We start from the raw sequence: 26,088 nt of genomic DNA on the forward strand, positions 1-26,088 counted from the left end.
AAAATTGGGCCTAGTATAAACTTTTTCGCTTTTTTATGGCTGTGCTTCTGACCTAAATCATGAAAAATGTTTAAATGATCTAAAAGTGAACGATAATATTCACTTAGGGTTTGACAAGTTTTACAAACGCGCTAATATACGCAACACAAACATACTTCCTCTCCCGAGGTGGTGAAATTGGTAGACGCGGCGGACTCAAAATCCGCTGTCAGAGATGACGTGTCGGTTCGAGTCCGACCCTCGGGACCAAGATTCAGAATCGTAAGATTCTACGAAAAACCCCTAAACTAACGGTTTAGGGGTTTTTTGTTGGGTATAAAAAAGTGGATAGAGCTTAAGAAATTATTATTTGATCCCGAGGGTCGGACTCGAATTTCTGCTATAAATTTAGAGCTTATAAAAATCTTTCATTTTTTAAGCTCAAGAAGTTCTTCTTTAAATACCAAACATCTTTGATAAAAGCGAAACTGAGTAAGAATCTAAGCTCTTATTCAAAATAATATTTTTTGACTATCTTTTACGAGTATTCCGAACTCGCATTTCTAACATCTTACAACTCGCCACCTTCAAATATTTGTTGTATTTTCCTCAAGCATACCCACTTTATGTATCTGAAAACCTTTAATTGAAACTTCACATTTCTATTTTGAAAAGAACGTTGCTCTTTTAATGTACTGTGTTAAAGTTTGTAGTAGATCATAATGATTATAAGTACATTTCTTGAGAGCGGTTCCGACCAAAAACGACATAATCTGTGAGGCGGGCAATGACATTCCAACGTTTAGAACTAAATCAGGTTGAGCAGTTAAGTGCTTGTAGGATATCTCTGTTGCTTGGATTAAATGCCGAGCAGAACTACATCGAGCAATTTTTCCGGTTTAGTCTTCGTCTTTTGAGTTGTAAAAAAGCCTTGTTGACTTTTAATCAGGAACCCTACTTTTGGCATCGTTGTCCTGAAGGCATGACCGCCATTTCGTTTAAGCCATCAAAGCATTTAAAACAGTGCTTCTCCAAACAACAGGTCATTAATCACTTACATCCTTCATATCAAAATTTAATCAACTATTTAAAAGAATTAAATATTGAGTGCAGCAGGGCACTGGCCGTGCATCTTTTACACCCTGATAAAACCTCGATGGGTTTTGCTGTGTTTTTTGATGACGATGCGGCAACGTTCGAAGATGATGATATTCAATTGTTGCTCGATTATTGTTCTACTTTTATGCAGCAAGTCGAGTTGAAGTTTAACTATGAAGAGTTAAACGAGCTCTATGAACAACAAGTTGCAATTAATTCGAGTAAGACAAAATTTTTCTCGATTATCTCACATGACTTACGTGCACCGTTTCATGGATTGCTTGGATTTTCTGAAGTACTTGCCAAAGAGCGTGAAACCTTAGATGAATCTAGTATTCAAAACATTGCAGATTATTTATACGACACCTCACAATCGACCTATAACTTACTTGAAAGCTTACTGACATGGGCGATGGCCGAGGGAGGGCGTTTTGTCTATCACCCAATTAATTTTAAACTTAGACAAGTCAGCAATATCGTTTGCGATGTATTGCACACATTAGCTTTAAAGAAAAATATTGAACTGGTTAATGGTGTTCCAGATGATCTAAACATTTACGCCGATATCAATATGATGACTTCCGTGATTCAAAACTTGGTGTCAAATGCTCTGAAATTTACCGACGTTGATGGATCGGGCAAAGTCTTTATTGAGGCTCAACAAGCGGATACAAATGTAGAAATTACTGTTCGAGACACAGGTCTGGGCATGACCGAGCAACAAATGGCAAATTTATTCCATCCACGTATTACTGCTAGCTTTAAAGGCACTGCAGGGGAAAAAGGTGCTGGCTTAGGTTTGAGTCTTTGCAAGCGTTTTGTCGAGATTAATCAGGGGCAAATTACTGTTAGCTCCAAAGAAGGGATAGGAACGACATTTAAGGTTCTATTACCTTCAGCTCAAGAAAGTCATGAGGTACATACCGAACATCATTCTTCATCAGAAGCAAAATTAGTCTAATCCCTTTTCCTAACACTACTCGAACTGCTATAACTAAAAACAGAGTACGAGGAAAAGAGCTTTTTATATGAATGCGGAGCAGTTACAAAAAACATTGCGTGCCAGTCAGTACGCAGAACAAGTTTTAGGTTTGCATCAAGCTGTTTTAGAACAAGATTATCAAATAGATCAATTTACTGCACCGCTCTCGAGCGAACAGATTTACCAATTTGTACAGACCACGCTAGATGGGATTGGTGATGAAACGCTTTGGATGCGCGGAATGCGCATTTTACGTAGCCGTTTAATGTTCCGCTGGATTTGGCAGGATGCCAATCAACTGACCGATGTTGTCACACTCACTCGTGAACTTTCTGATTTTGCCGATGCCAGTATTTGTGCAGCAAAGGATTTTGCGCGTGTAGCACTTGTGGCGAAACACGGTGAACCTGTGAGTTACTCTGGCAAAATACAAGATTTGATTGTTGTTGCTATGGGTAAACTTGGTGCTCAAGAGCTTAACTTGTCGAGTGATATCGACTTAATTTTTGCCTTTGATGAGCAAGGTGAAACCAACGGTCGAAAATGTATTGATGTACAGCAGTTCTGTATTTTGTGGGGACAAAAACTCATTTATTTACTTGAGCACATTACCGCAGATGGTTTTGTGTTTCGAGTTGACATGCGCTTGCGCCCTTGGGGGGATGGCTCGGCATTAGCGATTAGTCATGCCGCTTTAGAAAAATATTTAAGTCAGCATGGTCGTGAGTGGGAACGCTATGCGTGGATTAAAGCGCGTGTTGTGACTGGAGGTAAAGAAGGGCAAGACTTGTTAGAAATGACACGTCCTTTTGTGTTCCGCCGTTATGTCGACTACACCGCTTTTGCCGCGATGCGCGATATGAAAGCCATGATTGAGCGCGAAGTGTTACGTCGTCATATTGAGGATGATATTAAACTTGGGGCGGGTGGTATTCGCGAAATTGAGTTTATTGTTCAGGTCTTTCAGTTGATTTACGGCGGTTCTAAACGTGAGTTACAAGACCGTCAATGTTTAGTCAGTCTTGAGCACATTGGGGAAGCTGGCTTATTAGAAAAACAAGCTGTATTAGAGCTTGAAGATGCTTACCTATTTTTACGCCGTGTTGAACACGCGATTCAAGCTCTAAATGATCAACAAACCCAATTATTACCAGAAGAATTGGACTTAAGACAACGCATTATAGATACCTTAGGTTTTACGAGCTGGAATGAGTTTCTCGATGTTCTTAATGAAAAACGTCAAAAGGTAAAAGTTCAATTTAAGCAACTGATTGAAGATACCAGCTCTAATGCCGCAACTGAAAATTTTGGGCAGTTAGAGCAGCAATTAGATGAAGTGCTGGATGACAATGCGAAAAATCTGATTCATGAGTTTTGGCATGGTCATGCACTTAAAAAACTTCCTTCAAATGCTGTGCAGCGTTTAAAAACGTTTTGGCCTCATTTAATTGAAGCGATCTTGCAGTCTGAACAACCACAAACTGCACTGTTGCGCTTAATGCCGCTGATTGAATCAGTCATGCGTCGAACCGTGTATTTGGTGATGTTGATTGAAAGTAAGGGGGCATTGCAACGCTTAGTGAAAATGGCGACGGTGAGCCCGTGGATTTGTGAAGAGTTAACGCAATATCCAGTACTGCTGGATGAGTTCTTATCGATGGATTTCGAGTTGCCAAAGCGTAAGGACTTAGAAGACTCATTACGTCAGCAGTTGCTTCGTATTGAGATTGATCAGGTCGAAGACCAAATGCGAGCACTTCGCCTATTCAAAAAGAGCAATGTACTCACTGTTGCGGCCAGTGATGTGTTAGCTGAAAGCCCTCTAATGAAGGTTTCTGATGCATTAACAGATATTGCTGAAGTGAGTGTTAATGCAACCCTCCATTTAGCTTATCAAACTGTGGCGAAGCGCCATGGTTACCCAAAAGATGTTGATGGGAAACGCTGCTCACTCGACTACAAAGCTTTTGCTGTCATTGGTTATGGCAAAGTGGGTGGTATTGAGCTAGGCTATGGTTCTGACTTAGATCTTGTCTTTATTCATTATCTAGATGAGCAAGCAGATACGGATGGAACGAAGTCAATTAGTGGCTTTGAGTTTGCTATGCGTGTTGCTCAAAAGTTTATGTCACTCATGACCACTCAAACGCTAGATGGTCGTGTTTATGAAATTGATACACGCTTAAGACCTTCAGGTGAGGCAGGTTTATTGGTAACAAGTCTGAAAGCCTATGAACACTATCAGTTGAAAAGTGCATGGCTTTGGGAGCATCAGGCATTAGTTCGTGCGCGTTCTATTGCAGGTGATGAAGCGCTTTGCCAAAAATTTGAAATATTTCGCCGCGAGATATTGACTCAATCTAGAGATGAGGCTTATGTTCGTGAGGAAGTGCTGAAAATGCGTCAGAAAATGAAAGACCACTTAGGTTCATCTTCTGAACAAAAAAAACATGGTATTTTTCATTTAAAACAGGACGCAGGTGGTATCGTAGATATCGAATTTATGGCACAGTATGCTGTACTTGCATGGAGCGGGACGAAACCCGATCTCGCCCATTATTCTGATAATGTAAGAATATTAGAAGATGCTGCTAAAGCAGACTGCTTATCCAGTGAAGATGCCACAGCATTAATTCGAGCCTATCTTAGTGAACGTGCCGAAAGCCACCGCTTAGCCCTTGCGAATCAATCCATGCAAGTAAGCGCAGCGGACTGGCGTAGTACCCGTGCGGTCGTTTGCAATTTATGGCAAAGATTAATAGACCCAACCGCCTCGGTTGAGTTGGATAGTGAATGATTTTATAACAATTTGGAGTGTTCCATGAATTTGGCTGATCGTGATGGTTTTATTTGGCAAGATGGACAATTAATTGATTGGCGTGATGCAAAGATTCACGTTTTAACCCATACTTTACACTACAGTATGGGCGTATTTGAGGGTGTTCGTGCTTATGAAACTCCTAAAGGTACTGCAATTTTCCGTCTTCAAGACCACACAAAACGTTTGTTAAATTCAGCAAAAATTTATCAAATGAAAGTGCCGTATGATCAAGCAGCGCTTGAACAAGCACAAATCGATGTTGTTCGTGAAAATAAATTAGCTTCTTGCTATTTACGTCCACTGATCTGGATCGGTTCAGAGAAACTTGGTATTGCAGCAACAAATAACACCATTCATGCCGCTGTTGCAGCATGGGCATGGGGTGCATATCTTGGTGATGAAGCGATGGCGAAAGGTATTCGCGTTAAAACTTCATCATTTACTCACCACCATCCAAACGTGACCATGTGTAAAGCAAAAGCATCTGGTAACTACACGTTGTCAATTCTTGCTCACCAAGAAGTTGCACATTCTGGTTACGATGAAGCAATGCTTATGGATCCACAAGGTTATGTGTGCCAAGGTTCTGGTGAAAACGTATTCTTGATTAAAGATGGCGTTTTACACACTCCAGATATTGCGGGTGGTGCACTTGACGGTATTACACGTCAAACTGTGATGACAATCGCTAGAGATCTTGGTTACCAAGTTGTTGAGCGCCGTATTACACGTGACGAATTCTATATTGCAGACGAAGCATTCTTCACAGGTACTGCTGCTGAAGTAACACCAATTCGTGAATATGATGACCGTCCAATCGGTTCGGGTACCCGTGGTCCAATTACCACTGAAATCCAAAAAACTTACTTTGATGCGGTTCAAGGTAGAAATCCGAAATATGAACACTGGTTAACTTACGTAAAATAAGTTAATCCGTTAACATAAAAAGGCGAACATAAGTTTCGCCTTTTTATTTTTTGGCTTAGGGAGCTTCTATGCATATTGTCTATGTGTCTGATGGTAAGGCAGGGCACCGCTCACAAGCATTAGGCTTGTTTCAGGCAATGCAAAGACAACAGCCAGAAACAACTTTTGAAGAGGTCCTAATTTCTGAGTTACCTATTATTTCTTTAATTCAGGCACTTTTCTCTTCAAAAAAATCTTTGTTTAAACAAGCGCCTGATTTTATATTTGGGGTGGGAAGCCACACACATTTTCGTGTTTGGTTGCTCGGTAGAATTTTTAAAAAGGCTAAAACGATTATTTTAATGAAGCCGAGTTTACCTATTGGTTGCTTTGATTATGCTGTTATTCCGGAGCATGACGGTATTCACGCCGATAACCATGTGATTGTCACGCGTGGTGCATTAAATCCCATTCGTAATGAAAATCGTCATCAAACCGCGAGAGTTTTAATCGCTTTAGGTGGTTCATCTAAACGACATCAATGGAACCAAAATAAAGTATTAACCAGTGTTCAAAAAATTGTGGAGAATAATCCAGACGCTGAAATTATTCTGACCACTTCACGTCGAACCCCAGCAGAGTTTGTCGATATTTTAAGACAACAAAGTTTTGCCCAGCATTTACAAATATTTCCGGTTGAGCAAACACCTCAAGGCTGGATTTTTGAAGAGATGCAAAAAGCAGAAGCTGTATGGGTAACAGAAGATAGCGTTTCTATGGTTTTTGAAGCACTTACTGCGGGTTGTCGCGTAGGGGTCATAGCAATCGATCGGTTGAAAGACGATAGAATTACGCACTCGATTGATCAAATGATAGAATCACAACTAATTTCACAGAATACTTGTGTCGTACAGCTGCCACAACCTTATGCTTTTAAAGAAGCAGACCGTGTGGCAACATATCTTTTAGCGAAAAATTAAATTTTTTATTTTGAGTAAATAAATGAAAATATTGCATATTGCAAATTTTGGCTTTAATAAACAAGGCGCACATTTTTACTGCACAGACCGTAAAATTTCTGCCGGATTAATTGAAAATGGCCATTTCGTTTATGATTTTAGTTTCCGTGACATGGCGCGAATGGGGACAATCTTTAAAACCAAAAAATTAGGTGCAAAGTGGGCCAATAAAGAAGTACTCAAGGTTGTTAATAATATTGAGCCTGATTTGGTGCTGATTGGTCATAGCGACTTGATGAGTCCAGATGTTCTAAGACAGATTAAAGAAGCTTATCCAAATACTAAAATTGCATTTTGGTATGTTGACCCGCTTTATCTTGAAAACAAACTCGACTTTGTAAAAGCATTTTCACCTTATCTAGATGCTATTTTCTGCACAACAGGCGGAGAATATCTCCAAAAGTTAAAACAGCCCCATTTAAGTGTGGCTTATATGCCGAATGTTGGTCACCGCAATGTAGAAACACTACAGCAATTTTCAAACTCAAAGACTGACAAAACTTTTATTTTCTGCGGTGTTGTTTATAAAGAGCCTGAGCGCGAGAAATTCTTAAAGGATTTGGCAGAGGCTTTGCAACAAGGCCATGTAAATTATCAATATTATGGTTGTTTTGAACAGCCAGGTGTTTACGGTAAAGCGTATTATAAAGTTCTATCTGAAACAAAAATGGGGCTCAATTACTCACGCCGTAATGATGTAACCTTATATAGCTCTGATCGTATTGTTCAGTTGACTGGTAATGGTTTACTTACCTTTAGCCCAAGAATTCCAGGCTTTGAGAAACTCTATACTGAGCAGGAAGTGGTTTACTTTGATGATCAGTTTGACTTGGCTAAGAAGATACAATTCTTTGATCAAAACCCAGAGCAAGCTGTAAAAGTAGCGAAAGAGGGTTGGGAGAAAACACGTAAATCTTTCAATGCTAAGCGTATTACCCAATTTATGGTTGAGGTGACGTTTAAACAGCCCCTTTCAGAAGATTATGAATGGTCACATGAGGTTTATGCATGATGTGGTTTTTGTACGTTGCGGTAGGCCTGCTAGCACTTGCTGCACTGTTATATGTGCTAGGTAATTATACATTCTGGCTTCCGTTTCGTTCGAGTAAACTACCTCGCATTGTGATGTTACATCAGGTCACTCCTAAAGATGCTGCTTCTGGCATGAATATGCCTCCTGAAAAGTTTGAACAACTCTTAACGTTGTTAACGCGTAAAGGTGCTATCTTTTGCTTTGTTTCTGAGCTTGAACAATATCGTAATCAAAAGAATGTGGTTGCTTTAAGTTTTGATGATGGCTTTATGGATAATTATCTTTATGCCTATCCACTACTCAAAAAATATAACGCGAAAGCAACTATTTATTTAGCAACGCAAATTGAAGGCATCGAAAAGCTCACTCATGAGCAAATCCATGAAATGGCCAACTCTGGTTTAATTGAATTTGGTGCGCATACTCAACATCATGTGAACTTACTTAAACTTGATGACCAAACCGCTTATGACGAAATGCTTCAGTCTAAGCGTGATGTTGAAGCATTAGTTGGGAAGTGCCCGAGTTTTGCTTATCCATTTGGTCGATTTAACGAAAAGCACCAGAAAATGGTCCAAGAGATTGGCTTTAAAAATGCAGTATCGACTCGTAAAAAAATTGAAGCTTACGAAGCAGATAACCAATTTAATATTCCACGTGTTAGCACGCATGGAGCCATGAATGCTTTACAGATGCGTATCGCCCTTGCTAAAGGACGTTATAAGTTATGAATAAAATTCCATGTAGTGTCTATATTGTTACTTTAAACTGTGGCGCTTGGTTAGAGCGAACTTTACAAAGTGTCAGTGAGTTTGATGAAGTCATTATTTTAGACTCGGGCAGTACTGATAATACTTATGAAATTGCAAAGCGCTTTGAAAATACGCAAATTTCTCACCAAGACTGGCAGGGTTATGCGGGGCAAAAAAGTTTAGCTTTAGCTAAATGCCGAAATGATTGGGTGCTTAATTTAGATGGCGATGAAGTTTTATCTAATGAATTAAAACAAGAAATTGTTGAGACCATTCAACAGAACAAGCTTGATGCATTAATCACCCCAATTAATGATGTATTTTTAGGTGTTCCGAACAGTAAACATACTAAAAAACATGCAAAAGTACGTTTTTTCCGTAGGTCTAAAGGGCATTATGACCTTGCCAATAAAGTCCATGAAAATGTGATCGTAGATGGGGAATCTCAACGTGCTCAACACGATATTTACCATTATGGTGAGTCGAGCATTTTCGTTAAGGTCGAAAAAAATAACCACTATTCCAACTTAAAAGCATTAGAGAAATTCCAAAAAGGAAAGTCTCCAAGCATTGCAAAATTGGTTTTGGTGATGCCAGTGACTTTTATGAAATCTTATTTTATTCGCCGTAGTTTCTTAAATGGTTGGCGTGGTTTCGTAAATAGTATGATTAATGCATTTTATGCATTTCTAAAAGAAGCTAAGCTTTTTGAACAGACCATGAATAAAGATAAAAATAAGTAGGCAAGCTATGAAAATTGTTCAGGTATTGGCAACTAGCGGTGGAGTTGGTGGATTAGAGCAGCACACTTTTAACCTTGTTAATGAGCTTGCTTTAAACCATGAAGTACATGTGATTGCACATCCTTGCTATGTAGACAAGTTTAGCCAACAAGTACATTTTCATGCTATCGATTTTGCCCGTAGTCGTTGGAATATTTTTTTACTTTGGCAACTTAAAAATCTTATTCAGCAGATCCAACCCGCTATTGTTCATGCACAAGCAGGAAAAGCGGCTGAGCTGATTGCCCGCATTAAGCCATTTTTATCTGGTCCAAAGTTTGTAACGACTGTTCATGGTACTAAAAAGAATAAGTCTGCTTATTTAGCAGGTGATGCAGTCATTGCGGTGAGCCAAGCGCTCACGCAAGGCATTCCAGAGTCTAAAGCACACGTAGTTTATAACGGGGTATATCCTCGGCCCGTACTTACAACTGAAAATAAAGAAAAATTGCTTCAATCGATTCAAAAAGATTTTACTGAGCTAGACACAAGCAAAAAAGTTGTTATGTGTATTGGACGTCTAGAACCCGTAAAAAATATCAGTTTATTGATTGAGTCGATGCAACAGACTGATGCCAATTTATGGATTGTTGGTGACGGTTCACTTCGAGCAAGTTTGGAAAAGCAAGTCAGCGAATTGAACATGCAAAATCGGGTCGCTTTTCTTGGGTTTAGAACTGATGCGCGTGATCTGGTACAACTGGCTGATATCGTGGTTTTATCATCAGATCGTGAAGGTTTTCCACTTGTTATGGTCGAGGCTTTACAGGCTGATAAAGCAATGGCTTCAACTAAGGTGAATGGAGTAATTGAGTGGCTGCCAGAACAATATCTAGCAGAAATTGGAGATACTCAAGGTTTAGCAAAAGCGATTGAATATGCCCTTCAACCTGAGGCTCAAAATGACTTCAGCCCACTATATGCAAAGGCCAAGGCTGAACTGACTGTACCAGCCATGGCTGAGCAGACGCTTAATATTTATAAAGGCCTGCTGAAAACTTAATTATTTTTTGGTGTAAGGCGGATGGCATCAAGTACTACGAAGTTATCTTCGACATTAATGGTATGGCAACCGTCATCAGCCTGATTCCAATCTGGTAAAACGACTTCTAGTAATTTTTCTTCATAAGCTATTGGGCTAAGCTGAGTAATCGCTTTTAATTCGATATTGCCGCCATATCGCTTTAAAGAATCTTGGCTTGGTCGAACCAGTTGCCCTTTATAAATAAAAGGTTTGCCTGCCATACGGAACTGCTGACTGCCTCGGCACACTGGGTTCATTGGGTGCTCTTGCCAGTTCGGATTTAAAATATCTTCGGTAAAGAACAGGTCTAAACGGTCACCAAATTTCTTACAATCACGACGCGTTGAGGTAAAAAGATACCATAAGCCCTCATGGTAAAAAGGGGTGCTATCGACTGCTTCAATATTTTCAATAAGGTTGGAATGCTTTTCCCATTTCAGCGGAAACTCAGTACATTTCCAAAGTTCGATGGTTTTATTGGCTGATGTTTCTGGGACCATATACCAAGTGTTATCTATTTTAAATACGCAAGGGTATGAGAGGTGGTAATCGAGTTTTAAAATGGTTTCAGGTGGTGTGTAAGTGCCATCCTTAAAGACTTCTAAAACCGAAAGAAAGCCTACCGGATGCTGGTCATCGACTTCTTCAAAAAAAATGAAATGACGGCCATTTTCATAAGCATAAAAGCTGTCTGCAAATGTAAACTTTCTAGGGGAGTGGATTTCAAATAGGTCTTTTAATTGGTCTTTATTATTTAGGGATTCACCCAGCCAACCAAAGCGGATATACCAATGTGGATCAAATTTTTTATTTTGCTGATTCTGCAGGTGTTTGTACCATTTTTTGAGAATTATACGAGAGATAGACATGATGAATTACTCAAATCAAAGGTTAAATAGTGGAGGTTATAGTTCTTCAAAGGCTTTAACCATTTCTGAGATATTTAAGCGTTGTATGTCTTGTGCTCGAATCTCGTAGGGATGCGTGACCACTTGATAAAGTCGTTGAGACAAAGCTTGCATATCATTTAAAGTCACTAGCCCTTGAATAAGTTCTCCAGAGGACAGTTGGTGCTCTACACCTTCACTACAATTATAAGCAACAACGGGTGTATTTAGAATTAATGCTTCAGCAATCGTGAGTCCGAAACCTTCTGAGCGTGAAGTCAAAATTAGACTATTACTTTGCTGAATAAACTGATTAGGCTGAGTTTGCCAGCCTAAAAAATCAATACGGTTAGTCAATCCTAAGGTTTCAGTAAGGCGAATTAATTCATCTAATAAAGGTCCATCACCGACTATTGCCATACGTCCGGTTAGACCACTTTCAGCAAAAGCTTTTATTGCGACATCTGGTTGTTTTTCTTCAGATAAACGTCCGACAAAAATTGTATTCCATTTTTTTATAGTGACATTTTTATCATCTGGTAAGTTACTCTTGAGTCGTTTGACATTAATACCATTATGAATGACTTTTACTGTAGTCTCTTGAATATGCTGTTGAATAAGATTTTTAATATCTTGATTAACAACAATAAGTTGTTTCCCTTTAAACAAGTAATTACAGGATTTTTTACATTGCGTAAACTTCTTCAGTGCTTCTAAATACTTAAAGAAACCTAAATTTTGTTTTCGTACTAAACCTAATGTATCACCATGTACCCAAAACCAAACATTCCCTGTCAGAATCGGTGATAACCAAAAAGCATGTGAATGACCAGCAATAATAGTATCTGGTGCTAAGTCATTAATGATTTGTATTAGTTCAGCTTGTTGCTCTAAAGGAACACTTTTTAACTTATTTTTTTTGATACTACCTCGCATAAAAGCTGGTGTTATATCGAATTTGATTAGATTCAAGTCTTCAGGATAGGTTGTGCGAATATTGTTTGAATCTAATAACAAGACTGTCACATCATGACCTTTTTCTTTAAGCGCGACAGCAGTATCAATACATATTTGTTCTGCACCGCCACCATATAAATGATCTTGAATAAAAAGGTATTTTTTCATATTAATCCTTGCTCTTATTATCGACTGACATATTCAAGCTATTATTATGTGCTGCGATAAAAGCAGAAAGACGAATAATTTTTTTAAATAAAAATAAAGAAATAATACGAGAAACGAGGTCATTACGAATCTTTCGATAATTTTTCTTAAACCGATTTGGTTTTTTCATAAAATTCTGGCGATCGGATGCAATCGAACTAGGAATTTCATCATCATGTTCAAAACAGAAATAAAATGGCACAGTATTATGTTTTTGTAATAAATATTTCCAGTCATCAATATAGGTTAATCGCTTGATTTGTTTCTCAATAAATATACGAGCTTGTTCTCTAGTGAGGGAGTAGGCAAAAGTAGCGGTATATAGGTCTTTAGGGCCACTCATATTAAAATATAATCGATCTTGACTAGTATAACCTCGAATTCGGCGTCTAGAGGGTTGTGAATGACCACCTAAGAATGCAAAAGAGGGATTGGTTTCAATGAGAGAAATCAGTTTTTCATGAATTTGATTAAAATTAAAAATCACATCATCTTCGATAATAATGATGCGATCATGTTGCATATAGTCTCCTTGAGCATGACGCTGCCATAGAATCATATGACTCAAGAAGCAACCGATTTCACTCGGACCTAAAGCATGATCACACAAGCCTGAAAATTGACGACGCATATCAATAAGGGAAAGGTATTCAGGCGGAAGTTTTTTTCCATATACAGCTTCAAAAAACTGAAAATCAATTTGAATATCGGATACAACTTGTTTAAGGGATTGTATTTGATGAGATATGTTGTCTTGTCTTGCTTTGCTATCTTTTAAAGACACGCATAAGATTAAGATTTTCTTCATATAGATATTCACAACATAATGATAGCAACTGCTATTCTATAAGTTTTGCCCTTGAAATTAAAAGACATAGCCAGTAAGGAAAATTTTGATTTTCTTTATTTAATGTCTAGTTACTGAGAATAATATTGATCTACATCGTTAATTTTAGTCATTGAGATACTTTGGCAATTGGATAGAAACAAACAATAAAATGTCATAGAATACAGTCCTTAGCATTAATTAAATTTAATTTTTATAAATGCTAGGGATTAAAGAATATATGAAGTTTTTACTCAAGTACGGTGAAGCATAATTGATAATTCGATATATTTTGTGGTATTCAAATGCTGTAACTTAAGTGGGGGTTATCTTTTATAAATTGCAGTACTATGAGCAGCAAAAAAATAAAATAGAAGATTAAGCCACCAGTAAAATCATAATATCGGTTAAAACCAGTGGCGAGCCATGTTGTTAAGGTTGGTCGGCATTTCCTTTAAGTACCATATAAATTAGTGCAACAAAAATCAGTAAAGCACCAACCAAGCTACTTACACAGAAAAATAAAATACGTTGATTTGTAGTCATATTAAATAATTCATTTGCAAGAATATAGCGCATGAAAAACCATTGTGCGAGGGAGAATACAATCACGACTAAAGCATGTCGACGTACATCAGGGCGCATAGCCATAAAGCTGTCCTCTAAATTAAAAGCTCTTTATTATGCCACTGACCTGCTTATTCGCAAAGCATAGCTTAGATAAGTCGAATATATAGCTGAAATTTCCCAGTAAAAAAACCCTGCATAAGCAGGGTTTTTTAATTTGAAAATCTAAAAAATTATTTAGATTCTTCAGCTTTTGGCTTTTCACGTAAGCGGATGCCCAAGTCACGAAGCTGGTTTGCTTCAACAGGAGCAGGTGCTTGAGTAAGTGGACATTCAGCAGTCTTAGTTTTAGGGAATGCGATAACGTCACGAATTGAAGTCGCGCCAGTCATAAGCATAACTAAACGGTCAAGACCAAATGCCAAACCACCGTGAGGAGGAGCACCATAACGAAGCGCGTTAAGTAAGAAGCTGAATTTCTCTTCTGCTTCTTCATCAGAAATACCAAGCGCTTCAAAAATCGCTTTTTGCATTTCTAATGTGTAAATACGAAGTGAACCACCACCAACTTCAGTACCGTTCAATACCATGTCGTAAGCAACAGAAAGTGCTTCACCTGGATTGCTCTTCACGTCTTCTACGCTAGATTTAGGAAGCGTGAATGGGTGGTGAACAGAAGTCCATTTACCATCGTCAGTTTCTTCAAACATTGGGAAGTCAACAACCCAAAGTGGAGCCCACTCACAAGTTGAAAGGTTCAAGTCGTGACCAATCTTGACACGAAGCGCACCCATTGCATCATTTACAACTTTAGCTTTATCAGCACCGAAGAATACGATATCGCCATCTTGTGCGCCAACACGTTCCAACAGCTCAAGTACAATCGGTTCAATGAATTTCACGATTGGAGATTGAAGACCTTCAATTCCTTTAGCGAGTTCATTAACTTTAATGTACGCTAAACCTTTAGCACCATAGATACCAACGAATTTGGTGTATTCATCGATTGCACTACGTGGCAATGAAGCTGCACCAGGAACACGTAAAGCAACAATACGGCCTTTAGGGTCTTTTGCAGGGCCAGCAAATACTTTGAACTCTACTTCTTGCATTAAGTCTGCAACGTCAACGAGTTTCAACGGAATACGCAAATCTGGTTTGTCAGATGCATAGTCACGCATTGCTTCGCTATATGGCATACGGCGGAATTTTTCAAATTTTACGCCAAGCAAGTCGTTAAATAGTTTAACAGTCATGCCTTCCATCAAATCCATGATTTCATCGTCATTTAAGAACGATGTTTCAATGTCGATTTGAGTAAATTCTGGCTGACGGTCAGCACGTAAGTCTTCATCACGGAAACATTTCGCGATTTGGTAGTAACGATCAATACCACCAACCATCAATAATTGTTTAAACAATTGCGGTGATTGTGGAAGTGCGTAGAAGCTACCATTTTGTACACGACTTGGTACTAAATAGTCACGTGCACCTTCAGGAGTTGCACGAGTTAAAATCGGAGTTTCAACGTCTAAGAAACCGTGATCGTCTAAATAATTACGGATCAAGTTAGTTACTTTAGAACGGAAACGTAAGCGATCTAACATTTCTGGACGACGGATGTCCAAGAAACGATATTTTAAACGGTGTTCTTCTGACACGTTAATCGTGTCATCATTTAACGGGAATGGCGGAGTTTCAGAAGCAGCAAGAACTTCGATTTCTTTGCCTAAAACTTCGATTTGACCACTCACCATATTTTGGTTTTCAGTACCTTCATAACGGCGACGAACACGACCTGTAATTTTTAATACATATTCAGAACGTGCTTTATCTGCTGTTGCAAATGCTTCTGGAGTATCTGGGTCAATAACCACTTGAACGAGACCATCACGGTCACGCATATCAAGGAAAATAACACCGCCATGGTCACGGCGACGATGTACCCAACCGCATAGTGTAACGGTCTGGTCGATTTGGGCTTCAGTTAAAGAGCCACAGTAATGAGTTCGCATCATGATGAAGATTATCCAAACTATATTGGCTGAAAGGACGGATGCGTAAACCGCGCACCGTCAAAAAAGTAAGTTTTCGATTATGCCTTGTTGGATGGTTTGTCACAAGAACTAGATCAAAAAACCGCAGAAATTAACCTGAAAATGAGCAATTTGGCAGCGATTTTAGTTATTCATCCCATTCTTTGTTGTCGATCTAAAATCAGGAATAGTAAGCATCCTAAGCTAAAGGTACTTAACCAACCTTGCATAAATTCATTAATAGAGCGGCCCGTAAAATAATACGTATCGGCATGCCAAACTTCATGAGGAATGTGGCGGGCATAATCCCAAAAAGAAAATAGGCCTAACAATGTAGATAAAATCAACAGACACCATGCAAAAATTTTAATTTTTTTACTTACTTTCCAGTGTTGTTTATAGCGCTGATAATAGTGAACACACATCCAAACAATAAAAGGTAGCGCAAGAGCAGAGGAGCCTAGCTGCAAAAGACGATGTAAGGGATAAGGGTGTCCCAAAAGATGAACTGTGGTCGCTAATACATCTTTAAATATAAAAGTCCGAAAGTCAGAATGTGTTAGGCCATCCCAAATTAAATGAGTTGCAATCCCTAAAATAAGTGCGAGTAATGTTCCAACCAAAAATAAAAAAATACGTTTTATAGAGTGGAGGTCAAGATCATGTTGAATGCCAAAAAAACGATAAATTACAGGCCGGTAAAGTAAATACCAAATAGCACAGAATAATAATCCTAATGCAAGATTTGGGTAGAAAAGTCCTTTCCATTGATGAGTCAACATACCTGATTGCATTGTAAATAAGCGGTAAAGATCGGGTGTCATACTGCCAATTGCTAATGCAGCAATTGGTAAAGTGTTTCGACTAAGCTTGGAAAGAGGTGGTGCTATAACGGCATGAGAGATGGTAAAAGGCATTAGAAATTAGAATTTACTCACATCATTTAATTGGCCAGTCTAACGAATCATCTGATTAGAAATGTTTTTTATTGCAAAACAACTGAAATGTTATAATATAACAAAACAAAAGGCGTAGCGATCAGAGAATCACCTCATGTTGTTCTATAAAAATATTTTGACCATATCCATTTTGGCTGCAATATCGGTACCTGTATTTGCAGCAGAAAGTGAAAATGTTGAAAAGCTAGAAACCATCCGAATTAAGGCTCATCCACTTGAGCAAACGTCACAAGATTTTGCTGTTGCAGATACCGTGGTTGATCAAAAGCATTTGTCGCAAGGTGCTGCCACCATTGGGGATGCACTCAGTAGTGAAGTAGGAATTTACGCGAATCAGTTTGGGGCTGGTTCGAGTCGTCCAGTCATCCGTGGACAAGATGGGCCACGCGTTAAAGTACTTCAAAATTCATCAGAAAATATTGATGTATCGACGTTGTCTCCTGACCATGCGGTAACAGTAGATCCTGTGCTTGCGAAACAAGTAGAAGTAATTCGCGGCCCTTCAACTTTACTGTTTGGTGCGGGGACTGTCGGTGGTTTAGTCAACGTCATTGATAACAAGATCCCTACGCAAATGCCTGAAAATGGTTATGAAGGACAAGTTGGCTTACGTTACAACACTGGAAGTGATGAAAAACTGGCGAGCGCTGGCGTAACTGTTGGCTTGGGCAGCCAAGTTGCTTTACGTGTTGAGGGGTTAACTCGTGATGCGAATAATTATATTGCGCCCAATTATATTCATGAAGGTGAAAAAGAGCGCCGTGTAGACAATACTTTTGCGCAGGGTGACTCGGTTAATGTTGGTTTGTCTTGGATTTATGACCGTGGTTATACGGGGATTTCTTATAGCAACCGCAGAGACCAGTATGGCTTACCGGGGCATAGCCATGAATACGAAAGTTGTAGCGCTCATCTAGGTGGAAGACCGCATTTGCATTGTGGAGACCATGAACATGAAGAGGGTGAAGAAGGTCACGATCATGAGCATGAAGAACATGAACACGAACATGGCGGCCCATGGATTGATTTAAAATCTGAGCGTTACGATTTTAAAACCGAGTTAAATGATCCATTTGCAGGCTTCCAAAAGTTACGTGCGCAAGCAAGCTATACTGACTATCAGCATGATGAAATTGAAGAGGGAGCAATTGCAACCCGATTCCAAAACAAAGGTTATGATGGACGTATTGAGTTAGTACATAACCCGATTGCAAGTTGGGAAGGGGTAATTGGCGCACAGTTAGGTCAACAGAAATTAGATTTAACTGGCGAAGAAGCATTTATGGCCCCGACCACTACCAAAAAGTGGAGCGTATTTGCTTTAGAACATAAACAATGGAAAGACGTACATTTTGAGCTTTCTGCCCGTGCAGATCAGCAAGAAATTGATGTAGACGACAACTCTAAACAGGATTTTGATGGTTCGGCATTCTCTTACGCAGGTGCTGCGAATTGGGAGTTTGCACCGAACTATAAACTTTCTTTTGTCGCTTCACATCAAGAGCGTTTGCCTTTAGCTCAAGAGTTATATGCAAATGGTGGACATTTTGCGACGAATACTTATGAGTTAGGAAATGATCAACTCAGTAAGGAAAAATCGAATAATGTTGAGTTAGGTTTGCATTTTGATAATGACAAACTTGATTATCATCTTCATGTGTACCATAACTGGTTTGATGACTACATCTATGCTCAAACCCTTGACCGTTATAAAGATTTCCGTTTAGTTCAATACACTCAAGATAAAGCTCGTTTCTATGGTGCTGAGGGTGAAATTGGTTATCAAATTACCCCAATGTACAAGATCAGTGCTTTTGGTGACTATGTACGCGGTAAAATTGATGCCGAGGGTAATGCTCCACGTATTCCAGCGGGACGTTTAGGTACTAAAGTTGATGCAGACTTTGGCGATGGCTTTAGTGGTTCTGCCGAGTACTATCATGTCTTTAACCAAGATAAGATCGCAGCTTATGAGACCGAAACTGAAGGCTATAACATGCTCAATCTTGGCGTGGCATATTCTGGGCAGTATGGTGCAAAAACAGATTATCGTGTTTATATGAAAGCAAATAACTTGTTAGATGACACGGTTTATCAACATGCTTCATTCTTATCAAATATTCCACAAGTTGGACGTAATTTTACGGTGGGTGTTGATTTTAGTTTTTAAGGCTTTAACACGAAACTAAACTTGAAAAATCAATCCAAAAGACCTAATTTGAAAGCATCAAGTTAGGTCTTTTTTATGCGTATTTTTCAACGAATTCATCAAAAAATAAATTGGTCAGGGCGTCGTTATATGGCGGTGTTACTTTGCGTTGTTGCTATTGCATATGTTGCATCGGCGATTTACCACACAGTAAAACCATTACCACAAGGGATTAACTTTAGTGGCAAGCTTAGACATGCCGATGTCAAATTCTTAGCTGATAAAACCTATCTAGATGCGAAAGGACAACAGCAGGTTGACCAGCATATTTTTGATGAAATCTTGAAAATGATTGATGAGGCAAAATCCACAATTGTGGTGGATATGTTCTTGTTTAACTCAGAAGTGGGTGACTCAAAACTCAAGCAAAGACCATTAATGCAAGAGCTAACCGATGCATTAGTAAGTAAGAAAAGACAAAATCGCCAAATTCAGATTGTTATGATTACCGACCCGATTAACTCAGTATACGGTGGTATCAGCCCTGAACACTATCGTCAGTTACGTCAGGCAGGTGTTGATGTGATTGAAACGAATTTAACGCCTTTGCGTGCTTCTAACCCATTCTGGTCAGGCTTCTGGTACATCTGCTGTCAAAATATTGGCAATAACCCTGAAAAGGGCTGGTTACCGAATCCATTCGGTGATGAAAAAATTACACTGCGCAGCTATTTAAACTTATTTAATTTTAAGGCCAATCACCGTAAGACTGTTGTAGTCGATACCGATGCTGGTTGGAAGACATTGGTGACCTCAGCAAATCCACACGATGGCAGCTCTAGACATTCTAATGTCGCATTGGTTGTAACAGGGGCGACAGCTGCTGATGTTCTCCAAACTGAAGCTGCAGTTGCACAAATGTCAGGCAGTAGTTCTCCATCGCTCATTTTAGGTGACTTTGAAAAAGACGTTAGCAAGCCTCAAGTGCAAGTTTTAACTGAAGGTGCAATTTATCAATCTGTATTGAAATTAATTAATTCAGCGAAGCCGAAAGAGCATCTTGATTTAAGCATGTTCTATTTATCTGAACGTAAGATTATTAAAGCCCTAAAAAGTGCTCAAGAACGAGGCGTTATTGTTCGTGTTTTACTCGATCCAAATAAAGATGCGTTTGGTCGACAAAAGAATGGTATTCCAAACCGTCAGGTGGCTTCAGAGCTACACGCTGCGGGCATTCCAATCCGTTGGTGTGATACACATGGCGAGCAGAACCATAGCAAAATGATCTTGAAATATAATGCCCAACACGCTGAGTTGATTGTAGGATCTGCCAACTTTACGGCCCGTAATTTAAAAAATTACAACCTTGAAACGGATATGTTGGTCATTGGCAAAGTTCAAGATCAAGTTTTTAAAGATGCGCAAGATTACTTCAATACCTCGTGGTCAAACCTAAAAGATAGACAGATGAGCGTGGATTATGCGAAGTATGCAGATGAGTCTAAAGTGAAGTATTGGATTTATCGTTTTATGGAATGGTCAGGGTTGTCGACTTTTTAATCACTATCTTTGGAGTTTTCCAAAAAATAGCAAGATGATTGGCGGCATGGATGTCGCCGTTTCACTGTGTTGCAGGGAAGCAACATCAGTGAAACAAAGGTTTTTGTCACTTTTGACCTCTCAAAAGTGAGGCATTAGCCTATACAAAAGACATAAGAACATCACTGTAAGCAAAGGCTGTGCTATAAGTCCGATTTAAGGTGCTGGCGGAATCAATTGATCCAACGCTTTATCATCAAGTTTTTCTATTTCACTCAAATCTGTCTTAATTTTCCACTGCGACTCGTCGTCAACAGGATTCGGCAAACGTGCTTCAAGCCAGTCACAGACCACATCTGGAGAAAACTCCGGATGATTACACTGAATAATCCATGATAAAAAATCTTTGGCTTCACCATTCATATAAGGTGGCGGTGAAACAGGGAAGAATAATGTGGGTAGGCGTTCATTTGTCGATAGGTAATTTAAAACATGACCTAGTTCTTGAACTGTTTGCCATGCAAGTGCATGCTCTACGTCAATACTGAACTTAAACCACCAAGCATGTTCGCCATCTGCTCCATGAGCCATGATACGGGCTTCTTGTACGGTTGGAACTTTGCAAAAAAATTGATGAAGACGTTCAAAACTGATTTCAGACACAGCAATTGACCTAGTTTGAAAAATGCTAATGGTAGCACAGATACAGATTCTTCATATTTTCTTTATAGTCATTACAAAGTTTAGCAATCAAAGCGGTTTTATTCATGGTTTCTCCTTGAGTCTCTTTTAATCTAGCTTCATATCAAGATTAAAAGGAAATAGGCCATGAAAAAGCCAATCGTTCTTGTACTTTCGACATTAATGTTAGGTATATCAGCTACCGCGATGGCCGATTCTGGACACCGTTGGAACAATGACCATGGTAAAAACTATGATCGATATGAGCATCGTGATGACCGCCGTCATGATTATCGTAATGATCACCGAGCGCCAGTTTGGTCAAATGCTGATCGTGGTAAGCATTATGGTAACTATGTTGCTTTTAAACGTGGTGAACGTATTCCTACCCAATATCGCCATAGCCGTTATTATGTTTCGGACTGGAGAGCGCACCGTTTATACGCACCACCACGTGGATACCACTGGGTTAAAACCCCTAATCAATACTTATTAGTAGACTCAAGACACAACATTTACCGAGTTCGTTAAATGTAAAAATAAAAAGGCCTCGATATTGAGGCCTTTTTCTATGCTAACTCGTCATCTTGCGGTTGAGGTGTTTTCAAATTATTAGAAGTTTTTGCATGTTTCTCTTTCATCACTGATGGGTAGTGCCATGAAGCAAATCGTACAACTAAAATAGATAAGGCTAAAATCAAAATTGAGCCCGTAATAATGACTTGATCAATATCTGCTTTATGATCATGTTGAATATCTGAAATGAGTAGACGGGTTAAGGCCGTAATCGCGACATAAATAAGAAAACGCACAGGCATATGATTGGTTTTAAAGTAAATTCCAACCATTGCTCCAAGCTCTAAGTAAATAAATAATAATAAAATATCATCAATTGAAGCATACTTTTTGACGGTCAGAATTTCAAAAACCGTATTGGCTGCCGACCATGCCACCATACACCCGATAATAAATAAGGCTAAATAATGGAAGGCTTCTACGGCGTAATGTCCGAAACGGTCGAGTATTCGTTCGTATTTTTTAGGATCAGGCATAATAAGATCTTTTGTTTACTTCGTAATGTTTAGAAATTAAACAAATTCTGTGCCAATGGAAATAGTAAATACAAAATAAAAAACGCCTGATTATTCAGGCGTTTTTATGAAGATTTAATTCAACTCAGGTAGTAAGGTGATATCCACTATAAATACAAAGACTATTTCAAATTTTTATATTGTTGAATGACATCTTCAAATGCAATATGGCCTAAAAAGTTACCTGTACTCTTTACGGATTGTTCTTGTTCTATTGCATGCGCAAATTTAACCGCCGCCTCATTTTGTAATTGTTCATAAAGTCGTTTGCAGTTTGGAAATTGATCAATATCAATAACATTATGATATTTCAACCATCGTGCGATACCTGCGTAGTATCCGTCTACAAAAGACAATTGATCGCCCATTAGCCAAGTTTGATTTATCAGGCTATTCTCTAAAGCTGTAAATGCTTTTTTAACTTGGACTGCTCCATATTCACGTAATGCTTGTTTATTACTTTCTGATGAAGAGTGTTCAAGACTATACCAGAGTGGGCTAAATGCATTGAATAAAGTCGTATTCAAAAAAGCTAGTTTCTGATTAAAGAGATTAAATTGTTCTGTTCCTTGTTCATAATGAAAAGCCGCATTCAGGCTTTTTGCCATGATATGGTTCAAGATAGCCATGCTTTCCGTTAAAACTTTACCATTATCGTAGAGCAGTGCAGGCGTTTCACCGACTGGATTAATTTGGCGGTACTCCTCGGTATTACACTGAGCCGGCATCTCGATTCTACAGAGCTGATAAGGTAAACCTGACCATTCCAAGGCAACAATTGAACCAAATGAACATCCAGAAGGAACGCCATAAAATAAAGTGAAAGTTGACATGATGATTACTCTTTTTTGATGTGTAAAATCATCATAAGTCGACAGAAAAGTTTCTAGTAGTCAGGTATTATGAAACTTATTGTCTACATATATGGACATTGAATAATGCTACTTAGACAAAACTTGAATGATGTTTATCTCTTTGTTGTTGCTGTAGAGCATCAAGGATTTTCTGCCGCAGCTAAACAGCTCAATTTACCTAAATCAACTATTAGTAAGCGTGTTGCAATATTAGAAAATAAGCTGGGCTTAACGTTAATTCATCGTAGTTCACGTAGTTTTGTCTTAAGCGAATCAGGAAAACTGTTTTATCAACATGCCAAAAATGCAGTAGATGAGTTTCGTTACGCAGAAGAAAATTTATTAATACAACAACAAGAGCCAAGTGGTGTAGTCAGGCTCAGTGCTTCTGTACCCATTGCTCAGTATCTTTTATCTGATTGTTTGCCTGAACTTGCAGAACGTTATCCTAAGCTGTTATTACAAGTAGAGGTAACTGATCGTTACGTTGATGTTATGAGTGAAAACTTTGATATTGTGATCCGTAGTCATTTTCAACCATTGCCGGATTCTGGATTAATTCAACGTGTGCTTAAAAATGATAAAATCATTGCTGTTGCAGCGCCTACCTACTTAATGAAATCGGCTCCTATACATACACCAGAAGATTTGCTTAAACACGAAGGCTTATGGCCTGAATTGCAAATGAATCCATGGCATTTTCAAAATATAAATGGTCAGAAAGAGATAGTACGTCCAAACATCCGCTTTGTAGCAAATGAGTCGGAGATCTTAAAGGGGGCTGCAAAAAGGGGATTGGGTATTACGCTTTTACCTGAAACTTTTTGTATGAATGAACTATCTGAGGGTAGCTTAATTCATGTTTTGCCAGACTGGTCTGCTGGTAGCGTAACGACAAGTTTATTGATGTTGACAAGACGAGGGCTTTTACCCAGTGTCAATATTACTGCTGACTTCTTGGTCGAGAAATTAAAAACTTAAAAGTTATCTATCTTTTATGATTAGAAATAAAAAACGCCTGATTGTTCAGGCGTTTTTTTATAAAGAACTTAATTAAGCTTGATTTGTAAAGTAATCTTCACTAAAGCCCATAATTAAGTCAGAACCAGCTTTGATTTTAGCAATACGTGCATCAATATCCGGCAAGATACGTTCAACAAAGTACTGAGCCAAAGCAAGTTTGTTTTGGTAGAAATCACCAGACTTATCTTTAGCAGCGGCAGCAATTTTCGCAAACATGTATGAGAAGCTGAGTAAACCCACTGCATGTAAATAATCAACCGCAGCTGAGTTAGGGAACTCTACATTCTCAGCAGCTTGCTCAATAATAAACTGAGTGATTGCTTCAATTTCAGTTGCAGCATCTAAAGTTGCATCTTTAATGAAGTTCAAGTCAGTATCTAGGTCATTTGCAAAGTCACGAATTTCAGTGATGTATTCAGCAATGAACGCACCGCCACATTTAATAGTTTTACGACCAATTAAATCTTGAGATTGAACGCCGTTGGTTCCTTCGTAGATTTGAGCAATACGAAGGTCACGAATACATTGTTCCATACCCCATTCACGGATGTAACCGTGACCACCAAATACCATTTGAGCATCTAAAGTCGCTTGGAAGGCTGTATCTGTGAGGTAAGCTTTTGCAATTGGAGTTAAAAGCGCAACACGGTCATTGGCTTTTTTCACTGCTGCTGCATCAGTTGAGAATTTAGTAATATCGAGTTGTTGACCTACATAGACAGCAAATGCACGAGAAGCTTCATTATTGGCACGTACATTTAACAACATGCGACGTACATCACCATGCACTAAAATGCTGTCAGCAGGTTTGTTTGGTGATTGAACACCAGCTGCACTGCGGCCTTGTAAACGGTCAGTCGCGTATTGAGCAGCATTTTGATAAGCAAATTCAGATGCACCTAAACCTTGAATACCCATTGATAAACGTTCGTAGTTCATCATCACGAACATTGCAGCTAGGCCTTCGTTTTCTTTACCAACGAGGTAACCTTTAGCTCCATCAAAGTTCATTACACAAGTTGCAGATGCTTTGATCCCCATTTTATGTTCAATAGAACCTGGGCCAACATGGTTACGGTCGCCTAAAGAACCATCTTCATTTACAAGGTATTTTGGTACGATAAATAACGAGATACCACGTGAACCAGCAGGGGCATCTGGAGTTTTAGCAAGTACTAAGTGAATGATGTTTTCCGCTAAATCGTTGTCACCGCCAGTAATGAAAATTTTAGTACCTGTAATGTTATAAGTACCGTCTTCATTACGTTCTGCTTTAGTTTTGATAATCCCTAAGTCAGTACCTGCATGTGGCTCGGTTAAGCACATGGTACCTGACCATTCACCTGAATAAATCTTAGGTAAATAAGTTTCTTTTTGTTCTTGAGATGCGTAGCTGCTTAAAGCCATACCAGCACCTACTGAAAGAAGTGGGTAAAGCATGAAAGATGGGTTAGTCGCAAATAACATTTCATCAGAAAGAACGGTGAGCATTTTTGGCATGCCTTGACCGCCCCATTCCTCATCGGCACCTAAGCCAATCCAACCACCTTCTGCATATTGACGAAATGCATCTTTAAAACCAGCTGGTGTGAATACTTCGCCGTTTTCATAGCGAGCGCCTTCTTCGTCACCGGTACGGTTTAATGGATGAGTCACGTTCTGAGCAAATTTAGCCATTTCTTCTAAAATTGCTTCAGCTGTTGCAGCATCTACATGAGCGAGTTTCTCATTAGACTGCCAAAATTGTTCTGCTTTAAATACATCATTTAAGATGAATTTCATATCAGCTAAAGGAGCATTGTAAATTGGCATAATCGTTCACCTTTTTTGTGCACATTGGCCTGTGCTAGATATCCTGTAAAACGAAATGGATATGGAATTTAAAGTGTAAATTTATCATTGATTTTATAAAAAAA

At 38.9% G+C, this 26,088-nt stretch carries 22 protein-coding genes and 1 tRNA gene; 13 read left to right on the forward strand and 10 right to left on the reverse strand.

Going from position 1 to position 26,088, the window contains the following annotated elements:
• Positions 1–162 precede the first annotated feature (162 nt).
• The 9 genes from KIP84_RS02880 (at position 163) to KIP84_RS02920 (ending at position 10,375) form a co-directional block, all read left to right on the forward strand.
• Positions 163–249 (forward strand) — tRNA-Leu (locus tag KIP84_RS02880).
• A 517-nt stretch (positions 250–766) separates the two neighbouring features.
• Positions 767–2,038, forward strand: a complete 1,272-nt coding sequence (locus KIP84_RS02885; RefSeq protein WP_213689289.1) for a HAMP domain-containing sensor histidine kinase — start codon at positions 767–769, stop codon at positions 2,036–2,038.
• Positions 2,039–2,105: 67 nt separating this feature from the next.
• The gene (gene glnE, locus KIP84_RS02890) at positions 2,106–4,856 is read left to right on the forward strand and encodes a bifunctional [glutamate--ammonia ligase]-adenylyl-L-tyrosine phosphorylase/[glutamate--ammonia-ligase] adenylyltransferase (RefSeq protein WP_213689290.1); all 2,751 of its coding nucleotides are present in this window, start codon (positions 2,106–2,108) and stop codon (positions 4,854–4,856) included.
• 24 nt (positions 4,857–4,880) lie between these two features.
• On the forward strand, positions 4,881–5,807 hold the full coding sequence (locus KIP84_RS02895) for a branched-chain amino acid transaminase (protein WP_016143486.1): 927 nt from the start codon (positions 4,881–4,883) through the stop codon (positions 5,805–5,807).
• A gap of 68 nt (positions 5,808–5,875) precedes the next feature.
• On the forward strand, positions 5,876–6,766 hold the full coding sequence (locus KIP84_RS02900) for an ELM1/GtrOC1 family putative glycosyltransferase (RefSeq protein ID WP_213689291.1): 891 nt from the start codon (positions 5,876–5,878) through the stop codon (positions 6,764–6,766).
• A 22-nt stretch (positions 6,767–6,788) separates the two neighbouring features.
• Positions 6,789–7,817 carry a glycosyltransferase gene (locus KIP84_RS02905; RefSeq protein ID WP_213689292.1) on the forward strand — a complete coding sequence of 343 codons (1,029 nt, stop codon included), beginning with the start codon at positions 6,789–6,791 and terminating at the stop codon, positions 7,815–7,817.
• A complete protein-coding gene (locus KIP84_RS02910) occupies positions 7,814–8,569 on the forward strand; it encodes a polysaccharide deacetylase family protein (RefSeq protein ID WP_213689293.1) in 756 nt (251 codons plus the stop codon). The genes KIP84_RS02905 and KIP84_RS02910 overlap by 4 nt, the downstream gene beginning before the upstream one ends.
• Positions 8,566–9,333 (forward strand): glycosyltransferase family 2 protein, encoded by a 768-nt coding sequence (locus tag KIP84_RS02915; RefSeq protein ID WP_213689294.1) that lies wholly within the window; start codon positions 8,566–8,568, stop codon positions 9,331–9,333. The genes KIP84_RS02910 and KIP84_RS02915 overlap by 4 nt, the downstream gene beginning before the upstream one ends.
• A 7-nt stretch (positions 9,334–9,340) precedes the next feature.
• Positions 9,341–10,375 (forward strand): glycosyltransferase, encoded by a 1,035-nt coding sequence (locus KIP84_RS02920; protein ID WP_213689295.1) that lies wholly within the window; start codon positions 9,341–9,343, stop codon positions 10,373–10,375.
• Here KIP84_RS02920 and KIP84_RS02925 read toward each other — a convergent pair.
• From KIP84_RS02925 to KIP84_RS02950, 6 genes are all read right to left on the reverse strand, one after another.
• The gene (locus tag KIP84_RS02925; protein ID WP_213689296.1) at positions 10,372–11,265 is read right to left on the reverse strand and encodes a hypothetical protein; all 894 of its coding nucleotides are present in this window, start codon (positions 11,263–11,265) and stop codon (positions 10,372–10,374) included. The genes KIP84_RS02920 and KIP84_RS02925 overlap by 4 nt on opposite strands.
• Positions 11,266–11,301: 36 nt before the next feature.
• Positions 11,302–12,408 (reverse strand): glycosyltransferase, encoded by a 1,107-nt coding sequence (locus tag KIP84_RS02930; RefSeq protein WP_213689297.1) that lies wholly within the window; start codon positions 12,406–12,408, stop codon positions 11,302–11,304.
• Between the two features lies 1 nt (position 12,409).
• Positions 12,410–13,255 carry a glycosyltransferase family 25 protein gene (locus KIP84_RS02935; RefSeq protein ID WP_063099596.1) on the reverse strand — a complete coding sequence of 282 codons (846 nt, stop codon included), beginning with the start codon at positions 13,253–13,255 and terminating at the stop codon, positions 12,410–12,412.
• Between the two features lie 450 nt (positions 13,256–13,705).
• Positions 13,706–13,924 carry a hypothetical protein gene (locus KIP84_RS02940; RefSeq protein WP_063099595.1) on the reverse strand — a complete coding sequence of 73 codons (219 nt, stop codon included), beginning with the start codon at positions 13,922–13,924 and terminating at the stop codon, positions 13,706–13,708.
• A 149-nt stretch (positions 13,925–14,073) separates the two neighbouring features.
• Positions 14,074–15,858: an aspartate--tRNA ligase gene (gene aspS, locus KIP84_RS02945; RefSeq protein ID WP_005064200.1), complete on the reverse strand. Its 1,785-nt coding sequence runs from the start codon at positions 15,856–15,858 to the stop codon at positions 14,074–14,076.
• Between the two features lie 170 nt (positions 15,859–16,028).
• A complete protein-coding gene (locus KIP84_RS02950; RefSeq protein ID WP_213689298.1) occupies positions 16,029–16,793 on the reverse strand; it encodes a DUF4184 family protein in 765 nt (254 codons plus the stop codon).
• A 136-nt stretch (positions 16,794–16,929) separates the two neighbouring features.
• On the opposite strand from KIP84_RS02950, the gene znuD reads away from it, so the two are divergent.
• Positions 16,930–19,005, forward strand: coding sequence for a zinc piracy TonB-dependent receptor ZnuD (gene znuD, locus KIP84_RS02955; protein WP_213689299.1), 2,076 nt, complete (start codon positions 16,930–16,932; stop codon positions 19,003–19,005).
• A 75-nt stretch (positions 19,006–19,080) separates the two neighbouring features.
• The gene (locus KIP84_RS02960; RefSeq protein ID WP_213689300.1) at positions 19,081–20,544 is read left to right on the forward strand and encodes a phospholipase D family protein; all 1,464 of its coding nucleotides are present in this window, start codon (positions 19,081–19,083) and stop codon (positions 20,542–20,544) included.
• Positions 20,545–20,739: 195 nt separating this feature from the next.
• Here the strand turns inward: KIP84_RS02960 and KIP84_RS02965 are convergent, their stop codons facing one another.
• Complete coding sequence (locus KIP84_RS02965) at positions 20,740–21,186, reverse strand: hypothetical protein (protein WP_213689301.1); 447 nt, start codon at positions 21,184–21,186, stop codon at positions 20,740–20,742.
• 165 nt (positions 21,187–21,351) lie between these two features.
• Between KIP84_RS02965 and KIP84_RS02970 the strand changes: the two genes are divergently transcribed.
• Entirely contained in the window at positions 21,352–21,735 is a 384-nt protein-coding gene (locus KIP84_RS02970; RefSeq protein ID WP_005804715.1) for an RcnB family protein, read from the forward strand.
• Between the two features lie 38 nt (positions 21,736–21,773).
• Here KIP84_RS02970 and KIP84_RS02975 read toward each other — a convergent pair whose 3' ends face one another.
• Both KIP84_RS02975 and KIP84_RS02980 read right to left on the reverse strand, forming a co-directional pair.
• Positions 21,774–22,256 (reverse strand): phosphate-starvation-inducible PsiE family protein, encoded by a 483-nt coding sequence (locus KIP84_RS02975; RefSeq protein ID WP_002116490.1) that lies wholly within the window; start codon positions 22,254–22,256, stop codon positions 21,774–21,776.
• A 161-nt stretch (positions 22,257–22,417) separates the two neighbouring features.
• A complete protein-coding gene (locus KIP84_RS02980; protein ID WP_213689302.1) occupies positions 22,418–23,128 on the reverse strand; it encodes a glutathione binding-like protein in 711 nt (236 codons plus the stop codon).
• 123 nt (positions 23,129–23,251) lie between these two features.
• Between KIP84_RS02980 and KIP84_RS02985 the strand changes: the two genes are divergently transcribed.
• Positions 23,252–24,130 (forward strand): LysR substrate-binding domain-containing protein, encoded by an 879-nt coding sequence (locus tag KIP84_RS02985; RefSeq protein WP_213689811.1) that lies wholly within the window; start codon positions 23,252–23,254, stop codon positions 24,128–24,130.
• Between the two features lie 72 nt (positions 24,131–24,202).
• On the opposite strand, the gene KIP84_RS02990 is transcribed toward KIP84_RS02985, so the two are convergent.
• Positions 24,203–25,984 (reverse strand): acyl-CoA dehydrogenase C-terminal domain-containing protein, encoded by a 1,782-nt coding sequence (locus tag KIP84_RS02990; RefSeq protein WP_002116088.1) that lies wholly within the window; start codon positions 25,982–25,984, stop codon positions 24,203–24,205.
• Between the last annotated feature and the right edge of the window lie 104 nt (positions 25,985–26,088).

Origin of the sequence: Acinetobacter sp. BHS4, from assembly GCF_018454425.1 — a bacterium.
In the GTDB taxonomy this organism is placed as follows: domain Bacteria; phylum Pseudomonadota; class Gammaproteobacteria; order Pseudomonadales; family Moraxellaceae; genus Acinetobacter; species Acinetobacter pittii.